The organism is bacterium, from assembly GCA_040755795.1.
Classification (GTDB): domain Bacteria; phylum UBA9089; class CG2-30-40-21; order CG2-30-40-21; family SBAY01; genus JBFLXS01.
This window is the reverse complement of record JBFLXS010000166.1, coordinates 1-8,286: the sequence shown is the minus strand read 5'-3', so window position 1 is coordinate 8,286 and position 8,286 is coordinate 1. Positions and strand designations below refer to the sequence as shown.

Sequence of the window (8,286 nt, the reverse complement as noted above, 5' to 3'; positions counted from 1 at the left end):
TGATGGACATTAATACAGGCATTAATAATCCCATCACTTAACTCTTCTTTTCTCCACTTCTCCATCTTCTCCCTTTCTCCTTATTTTTATCCTACCTGAACTCTTATGAAAATTCACGAAACTCCAGTATGTAAAAATTTGGTTAATAACCGCTATAACTTCCACCCCTTTAATCCCCCGCCAGCGGGGGACAGTCCACCCCCAATCACCACCAGCGTGGGACAACCCGCCTCTGACCTCTGTCTTCTGACTTTTGGATTTATGCGTGCTAATCCGTGTTAATCAGTGGCTGAATAGTTACCAGAGGGAAAGAGAACTCTGCGGTGAATGGTTACAGATTATCTATCTTTTCCATAATCATATCCGCAATTGCCTGATATTTTTCTTTAGAAGAAAGATGACTAAATTGATTTATATCAATTGGTTTTCCAAATCTTACCTCAACATTGCAAAACTTAATCTTGTTTGACCCTCGCGGTAAGACCTTATCCGTGCCCAATATTTTTGCAGGAATAAGTTTAACCTGGGGACATTTCTCAATCGCCTTACATAGAATCAGCCCTATCCCTGGTTTTGCTAATTGTAATTTACCATCAAAACTTCGTTGTCCCTCAGGGAATATCACAACTCCATATCCTTGTTCCACTAAACTTATGGTTTTTTTAAATGTTTGTGCAGTAACTGTTGTCTGGTTAACCGGGAATGAATTTAAATTACTGATAAGCCAGCCAAGGTAGGTATGATTAAATAGTTCTTGTTTTGCCATAAAATATACCTCTCTTGGTAACGCCGCACCTATCACCGGTGGGTCAGCGTAGCTTTGATGATTTGCGGCAATTAATACCCCACCAGTTAATGGGATATTTTCTTGCCCACTTACTTTAAAATTAAATAATATTCTAAAAAGTATCCTCTCGATTAGATATATCATGAAATATAATTTATTCTGGTGATTAAATCTTTGAATATCTCGTATCCTTTTGATAATAGCAGAGGTAACCTGATTTATCGTTAGATTGGAGGTATCAAGGTAAATTGCATCATTGGTTTTGACTAATGGACCAGTAGTTCTTGATTTATCCTGCATATCTCGATATTCGATGTCTTGTTGAATTTGATTAAAATTTATATCCGTTTCGCCCTTTTCCAATAATTCTTTATACCTTCTATTTGCTCTGGTTAAAACATCTGCATCGAGATAAAATTTAACATCCGCATTGGGTAAGACAACCGTAGTAATATCTCGTCCTTCCATAATTACGCCGCCTGTTTCACTTAATTCTTGAAGCAATTTCACTACCTGGGTTCTTACTCCTTCATTTTTCGCCACAAGAGAGATATTCTGGTCAATTACAGGTTTTCTAATTTCTCTGGTTACCTCTTTGCCATCAACAAAGACACTTTTCTTTGATTTTAACTCAACCTTAATCTTCTTTGTTAGTTCAATTACAGCCTCTTTATCACTCAAATCAATCTTTTGTTCTAATCCTTTCCAGGTAATAGCGCGATAAATAGCCCCAGAATCTATATATTTAATTTTTAGTTTTTTAGCGACTATTTTTGCCACCGTGCTTTTTCCTGCACCCGCAGGGCCGTCGATAGCGATTATCCATTTTCTCATGATTAATTCCTTTAAGGGTTATGAAGTTGGTATTTTTATATCTCCACGCAATCAATCGTTGATATTATCCATCCTGAATCAAGTTCAGGATTACCAACCTCCTAACCCAACTTCCATACCGGTTTCTTAACCATAACCTTTTATCCAAAAGGCTTCTTCCTATGGTCGGGATATAAACCCCATAATAACAAAGTCATCATCAACGGCAAAGACCTCTTTTATCTTAAGTCTTTTTGCAATAACAAAACTCGTGCAGTCAACAAAAGAAAATCGTAACCGTTCACCGCAGAGACACAGAGAAAAAATTAAAATCTATTCACCAGAGACAGAAATTTCGGGACGGTTCACTTTTGTTTGAAAGATTGCGGTTAGAAAATGAAGTTAAAATTGGAAATTCGAAATTAGAAATTAGGGAAAGAAGTAAAAGCCCAATTTCTAATTTCCAATTTCAACTTTCTGTGAACGCTTACAAGTGACATTCGAAAGAAATCATAGGAAAAACGATAAAAGGAACCGCCCCGAAATTTCCTTTTTTGTGTGCATTTCGGGCCTTTCGTTGTTTATTAATCTTTTAATACGGATTTTCGACTAACTGTTTTTAAGCCTTTTTAAACACCGAAAAACGCGAAAAACACGAAAAAAAAAGATATTTTCCTCTCTGCGTTTCTGCGGTAAAGGATTACCTGAATGGTTACCATTACTCTAAAGCCTTAGCGATTGCTTCACCAAATTTACCTGCGGCGGCAGGACCGTTTGCCGTGATAATTTTGCCATCAATTTCGACATCTCTACCGGTGTAATTGACGCCTTTATTTTTTAATCTGGCTATTTCTGAAGAAAAAACGGTTGCCTTTTTGCCGTTCAGGACCCCTGCATTAGCTAATGTAACCGGAGCAATACAAATGGCACATAAAAGTTTATCTAACTTAATACACTCTCTGGCGATAGATAAGGCGGTTTCATTATTCCAGTATTCAGATGACCCACCTCCTCCAACAAATATTATCGCCTCGTAATCTCCAACATTAATTTCGCTAATAAGTATATCCGGCGTGACTGTCATTCCTAACACTCCACGGCAAGGCTTCGTTACTGAAGAAGCGACCTTGATTTCTACTCCTGCCTTTTCTAAAATCGCTCTTGGCACCTTGTATTCCTCATCACGGAAATTTATCCCTGCAATTATCATTACCACTTTTTTTGACATTTTTACCTCCTTATTTTACTAATAGGAAATTGTTTTTTGGACTAATAGGAAATTGTTTTTTGGGTCTTTTGAACTGTTTAGTCATTTTTACACCTTCTAAAAAATAGGATAGCAGAAATTTTATCATAAGTCAAGAGGCTGACCGAGAATTTTTTAAAAATATCGTAACCGTTCAGGTGGTAATTTACCGCAGAGACGCTGTTTTTCTCTAAGTCTCTGTGTCTGTGCGGTGAACAGTTACAAAAAAAATTATTGCAAATTTTAATTAAATGGTGTATAATAAAATTAAGATGGGAACAATGGAGTTACTTAAAGAGATTTCTTCTCCAGCAGAACTTAAAAAACTAAATATTAGCCAATTAAAAAAGATTGCAGATGAAATACGGCAAGAGATAATCAAAACCGTTTCAAACACAGGTGGACATCTGTCCTCTAATCTGGGAGTGGTAGAATTAACTATTGCCCTTCATTATATTTACAATACCCCTGTTGATAAAATTATCTGGGATGTTGGTCATCAATGTTATGCCCATAAATTACTTACAGGTAGAAAATCACAGTTTCAGACATTACGACAATATGGTGGAATATCAGGTTTCCCCAAGCGAGAAGAATCGTATTATGATGTGTTTAATACCGGTCATGCCAGCACTTCTATCTCCGCCGGATTAGGTTTGGCAATAGCGAAAGAATTTGAAGGTGATGGGGCAAAGAAAATAGTCGTGGTTATTGGTGATGGGGCATTATCTGGTGGAATGGCTTTTGAGTCATTAAATCATGCCGGCCAACTTCAAAAAGATTTGCTGGTTATTTTAAACAGTAACGAAATGTCTATCTCAAGGACGATTGGTGCACTTGCCGGTTATTTGAATAGACTTATAACGATGCCTATTTATTCTCGATTGCGAGAAGATATTCAAGAGTTAATTACTAAAGTCCCCAGAATTGGCACACCAATGAGCACATTAGTTAAAAAAGTAGAAGAGGGGATAAAAAATATATTAATTCATGGGGCATTATTTGAAGAATTAGGATTTAGATATTTTGGTCCTATTGACGGACATAACCTGGATTTATTAATTAATGTTTTAGGAAAGATTAAAGACTTAAAAGGTCCTCGTCTTTTACATATCTTTACGAAAAAAGGTAAAGGTTATGAGCCGGCAGAGAAAAATCCTGAGTGGTTTCATGGAACAAGCCCTTTTGACATTGCCACTGGCAAACCATTGGAGAATGAGAAATTATCATTTTCAACAGTGATGGGGAAAACTTTAACTGATTTAGCGAAAAATAATTCAAAGATTGTAGCAATTACGGCGGCTATGGCTGAAGGCACAGGATTAAAATATTTTAAAGAAAGTCATCCGGAAAGGTTTTTTGATGTAGGTATTGCCGAAGCGCATGCCGTGACATTTGCCGCAGGAATGGCTTCAATGGGACTTAAACCTGTTTGTGCAATTTATTCTACATTCTTACAACGAGCTTATGACCAGATTTTGCATGATGTCTGTCTGATGAATTTACCTGTGGTATTTTGTATTGACCGGGCAGGAGTAGTTGGTGAAGATGGACCGACTCATCAAGGCTTGTTTGACATTGCTTATTTACGACATATCCCTAATCTGGTTATTATGTCCCCAAAAGATACAACAGAACTTGTAATGATGCTGAATCTGGCTATCTCAAGTAATCAACCTTGTGCTATTCGTTACCCAAGAGGTGGCACAGTTAAGATTGAAGAAAAACAAACCCCTTTTAAAATTGGTGAAGCCGAAGTTTTAGTCGAAGGTAATGAGGCAGTTATTCTTGCTCTGGGGAAAATGGTCTATCCCGCTTTAGAGGTGGCGAAAAACTTAAAAAACATCGGCGTCGTCAATACCCGATTTGTTAAACCATTAGATAAAACCCTGATTTTAAATCTCAAAACTAAAAAAATCATCACCATCGAAGACCATATTGTTAGTGGTGGATTTGGAAGTGCTATTCTGGAGTTATTAAATGCAAATCAAATTCAGGATGTCAGGGTTAAATGTCTGGGATTTCCAGACCAATTTATCGAACACGGAGCAAGTGAGATACTTTTTAAAAAGTATGGGTTAGATGTTGAGGGAATTACTCAATCTATTAAGAAATTTTTGTAACTATTTCGATTATTCGTAACTATTCAGCCACCAAGTCACCAAGACACAAAGAATATAAAAATAAACATAGTAGAAGAATCTATTGCCGAAGAAAAAGAATTATATGCCATCAAGACATAAAGGTTAAAACCTTGTTTTTAATTTGATTTTCTTAGTGCCTTAGTGGCTTTGTGGTTGAACGGTTACGATTATTCTTTAAATTTTTGAACAGACCTGCTTGCCCATTTAATTGTTTTCTCTGCTAACATAATGGCTTCTGTTACATCGTTATCCAAAATTTCTCCCCAATATCCTGGGTAGCGAGTTTCTACTGCATAAGGTGTTAATATATCAATATCTTGTATTTCAGAAGGGATAGAAATTTTAGCGGATTCAAGGGTATCAAGCAATTCTTGAATATCGTGGGTAAAAGGAAAGTCTATCTTATGAAATAGCAGAACAGATTTTAATGCCTTCTCAACTGCTTGCTGGGAATGGAAACAAACTTCCCATTACGGAGAGCTTCTCTGTAAATCAGCATTGGTGTATCTCTTAACTCTTCCAGATCGCTTTTATTGACAACTATAATATCCATAGGCATCAAAATCCCTTTTAATGCTCTACGGATGCGAACACTCTCTTTTCGAGGGCTTTCAACCCTATTAGCAGATACAACCAGCACATCAAGGTCACTATTGATATTCAACTTTCCGGTGATATAAGAACCAAAAAGTATAACCTTACTGGGATTATTAGTTTCAATAATCTTTTCAATAACTTTCTTGACCTTTTGTAGTGTTACTTTACTGATAGGAAATTGCTTTTTGGGTATTTTGGACTGTTTATCCATTTTTGCACCATCTGGATATATTATAGCAGAAATTCTATCCTGTGTCAACAAAAAGTTTCCACCTGTGCGGTTAGGATCTCCCCCGCTGGCGGATTCTTATCCTTACCCACATCTTTTACTGGACAATGTTATTAACTATGCATTCATTCACAATTCACCATTCACAATTTTTCCCCTAAATTTCCTTAATAATGGTGAATGGTGAATTGTCAATTGTCAATTATCAATTATTAAAACCTCTTTCTTCTCACGCTTCACGGTGTCCACTAAAACTTGTGGGTAAGGATAAGGGCGGGGGTTAGGGGATGGATTTCTGTCTATAACCATCTCAATAGTCTGGGTAACTTCATCAATCCTATTTAATACATCCTCATTAGAAAACCTTAATACCTTAAACCCTGCTTTAATCAAATCCTTCTCCTTATCTTTTATCACTGTTTTTTCACAATAATGAGTCAATCCATCTACTTCGATTATATAGCACTTATAGCAGTTATTATTCAAAACTTTACTTAGAATTAAATTTTCTACCAATATATCGTTCCGACGGAACTGTATTGATTTGTCTATCTATTTCTACCAATATTATGTTCCTAACGGAACGATTATTCTTATGCCTTATTTATGGATATTATCCTATGTAAACTTCCAGTTAATAACCGCTATATGGGTAAGTTTCTTTAAAAAATCTCTTGACCTCATTAACCTCATAGTGTATAATTACCTACCAATGGAAGGACGCATAGACCTATTTAAAAAAGCAAATCAATACCTTGTTGGTGGTGTGAATAGTCCAGTCAGGGCTTTTAAGGCTGTTGGTCTCAACCCACTATTCATTGAGCGCGGTTTTGGGTCAAAGATTTATGATGCCAATGGCAATGAATATATTGACTATGTCTGTTCCTGGGGACCGCTCATTTTAGGACATTGCCATCCTCAAATCATTGAGGCAGTAAAACACGCCTGCGATAAAGGGACAACCTTTGGTGCGTCAACTGAAATAGAACTCGAATTAGCCAAAAAGATAATCGAGGCAATACCATCAATTGAACTCATCCGAATGGTCAATTCTGGCACTGAGGCAGTAATGAGTGCCATTAGATTAACCAGAGGTTATACAAAACGAGATAAGATAGTTAAATTTGAAGGTTGTTACCATGGACATAGTGATAGTTTGTTAGTTAAGGCAGGGTCAGGGGCGACAACATTAGGTATCCCGGATAGTCTGGGTATACCCAAAGACCTGGCTAATCTCACGATTACTTTACCTTACAATGATATTGAGAGCATCAAAGAGGTGATAAAAAAACAAGGGGAACAAATCGCTTGCGTAATCGTCGAACCCGTTGCCGCAAATATGGGATTAATCCTACCCAAAAAAGGATTTTTACAGGGATTACGAGAAATTAGTCAACAATATGGCATTTTACTTATCTTTGATGAGGTGATTACTGGATTTAGGGTTGCTTATGGTGGTGCTCAACAACTCTATGGAATAAAACCAGATATAACCTGTCTGGGAAAAATCATTGGCGGTGGATTTCCCGTTGGTGCTTATGGTGGGAAAAGAGAAATTATGGAGCTGGTTGCTCCTCTGGGCGGTGTTTATCAGGCGGGAACTTTATCCGGTAATCCAATCGCTATGCAAGCCGGCATCCAGACACTTAAAATACTCCCTGACATCTATGAAGAACTGGATAAAAAAACAACACTGTTAGTCCAGGGGCTACAAGATGTGGCAAAAGATTGTGGAATAAAACCATTTGTGACTAAAATTGCCTCTTTATTCTGTATCTTTTTCACTGATGAGGAGGTCGTTGATTACCAATCGGCTAAGAAAGCAGATATTATTGCTTATGCCACATTTTTCAAAGAGATGTTAAATCAAGGGATTTATTTAGCCCCCTCTCAATTTGAGGCAGGTTTTGTCTCCAGTGCTCATACAACGCAGGATATTGAAAAAACAATAGAAGCAAGCAAATATGGATTCAAAGCAGTAAGTCAGAAAAATTAGGTCAGACTACTGTGTTGATGTGGTTGTTAGAGTAAAAGAGATTAAACCACGAAGGACACGAAGAACACGAAGTGAAATTTGATGAAATATCTAATAAAGTTAGCAAATATTAAAGTTTGCTTGTTAATAAATTTCAATGTAGAAAGGTTAAAAGAACGCATAAAAAGATTTGTCTTGTCCAATCTTCGTGACCTTCGTGCTCTTCGTGGTGAATAGTTACATTCTTTTTTTTTCAATTTCTTTATTTCGGTAAGCGATTAAATCCATTCTTTGTTCCTCTAATTGTAATTATTCAGCCACAGATAGACACGGATGAAACACTGAAAATTCATAATCCGTGTCCGTAATTAGGGTGGTGTCCGAAATTAGCTAACTTCCTCTAACCGGATAGGTAAGCCATTCCTCTATACTCCAAACGTGGTCGGTTAGACCAGCAGCCATTGCCGGAGTTCGTTGTTGCCAACCACCATCAAT

General features: G+C 37.0%; 8 protein-coding genes. 3 read left to right on the top strand and 5 right to left on the bottom strand.

Annotation, left to right across the window (positions count from 1 at the left end; all coding sequences use genetic code 11):
- Positions 1-331: 331 nt before the first annotated feature.
- Entirely contained in the window at positions 332-1,621 is a 1,290-nt protein-coding gene (gene cmk / locus AB1414_11390; GenBank protein MEW6608035.1) for a (d)CMP kinase, read from the bottom strand.
- Between the two features lie 697 nt (positions 1,622-2,318).
- Positions 2,319-2,828, bottom strand: a complete 510-nt coding sequence (locus tag AB1414_11385; protein MEW6608034.1) for a DJ-1/PfpI family protein — start codon at positions 2,826-2,828, stop codon at positions 2,319-2,321.
- Between the two features lie 269 nt (positions 2,829-3,097).
- On the opposite strand from AB1414_11385, the gene dxs reads away from it, so the two are divergent.
- A complete protein-coding gene (gene dxs, locus AB1414_11380) occupies positions 3,098-4,969 on the top strand; it encodes a 1-deoxy-D-xylulose-5-phosphate synthase (GenBank protein ID MEW6608033.1) in 1,872 nt (623 codons plus the stop codon).
- 188 nt (positions 4,970-5,157) lie between these two features.
- Here the strand turns inward: dxs and AB1414_11375 are convergent, their stop codons facing one another.
- The 3 genes from AB1414_11375 to AB1414_11365 all read right to left on the bottom strand — a co-directional run bounded on the left by AB1414_11375 (position 5,158) and on the right by AB1414_11365 (position 6,356).
- The gene (locus AB1414_11375) at positions 5,158-5,406 is read right to left on the bottom strand and encodes a HEPN domain-containing protein (GenBank protein ID MEW6608032.1); all 249 of its coding nucleotides are present in this window, start codon (positions 5,404-5,406) and stop codon (positions 5,158-5,160) included.
- An 8-nt stretch (positions 5,407-5,414) separates the two neighbouring features.
- On the bottom strand, positions 5,415-5,846 hold the full coding sequence (locus AB1414_11370) for a nucleotidyltransferase domain-containing protein (protein ID MEW6608031.1): 432 nt from the start codon (positions 5,844-5,846) through the stop codon (positions 5,415-5,417).
- Between the two features lie 168 nt (positions 5,847-6,014).
- Positions 6,015-6,356, bottom strand: a complete 342-nt coding sequence (locus tag AB1414_11365; GenBank protein MEW6608030.1) for a DUF559 domain-containing protein — start codon at positions 6,354-6,356, stop codon at positions 6,015-6,017.
- A gap of 172 nt (positions 6,357-6,528) precedes the next feature.
- Between AB1414_11365 and hemL the strand changes: the two genes are divergently transcribed.
- Positions 6,529-7,812 carry a glutamate-1-semialdehyde 2,1-aminomutase gene (gene hemL, locus AB1414_11360; GenBank protein MEW6608029.1) on the top strand — a complete coding sequence of 428 codons (1,284 nt, stop codon included), beginning with the start codon at positions 6,529-6,531 and terminating at the stop codon, positions 7,810-7,812.
- A gap of 81 nt (positions 7,813-7,893) precedes the next feature.
- Positions 7,894-8,028 (top strand): hypothetical protein, encoded by a 135-nt coding sequence (locus tag AB1414_11355; GenBank protein ID MEW6608028.1) that lies wholly within the window; start codon positions 7,894-7,896, stop codon positions 8,026-8,028.
- The last annotated feature ends 258 nt before the right edge of the window (positions 8,029-8,286 follow it).

Coding starts and splice junctions, on each gene's coding strand:
- AB1414_11355 (MEW6608028.1), top strand. CDS start 7,894: ATGAAATATCTAATAAAGTTAGCAAATATTAAAGTTTGCTTGTTAATA.
- cmk (MEW6608035.1), bottom strand. CDS start 1,621: ATGAGAAAATGGATAATCGCTATCGACGGCCCTGCGGGTGCAGGAAAA.
- AB1414_11385 (MEW6608034.1), bottom strand. CDS start 2,828: ATGTCAAAAAAAGTGGTAATGATAATTGCAGGGATAAATTTCCGTGAT.
- dxs (MEW6608033.1), top strand. CDS start 3,098: ATGGTGTATAATAAAATTAAGATGGGAACAATGGAGTTACTTAAAGAG.
- hemL (MEW6608029.1), top strand. CDS start 6,529: ATGGAAGGACGCATAGACCTATTTAAAAAAGCAAATCAATACCTTGTT.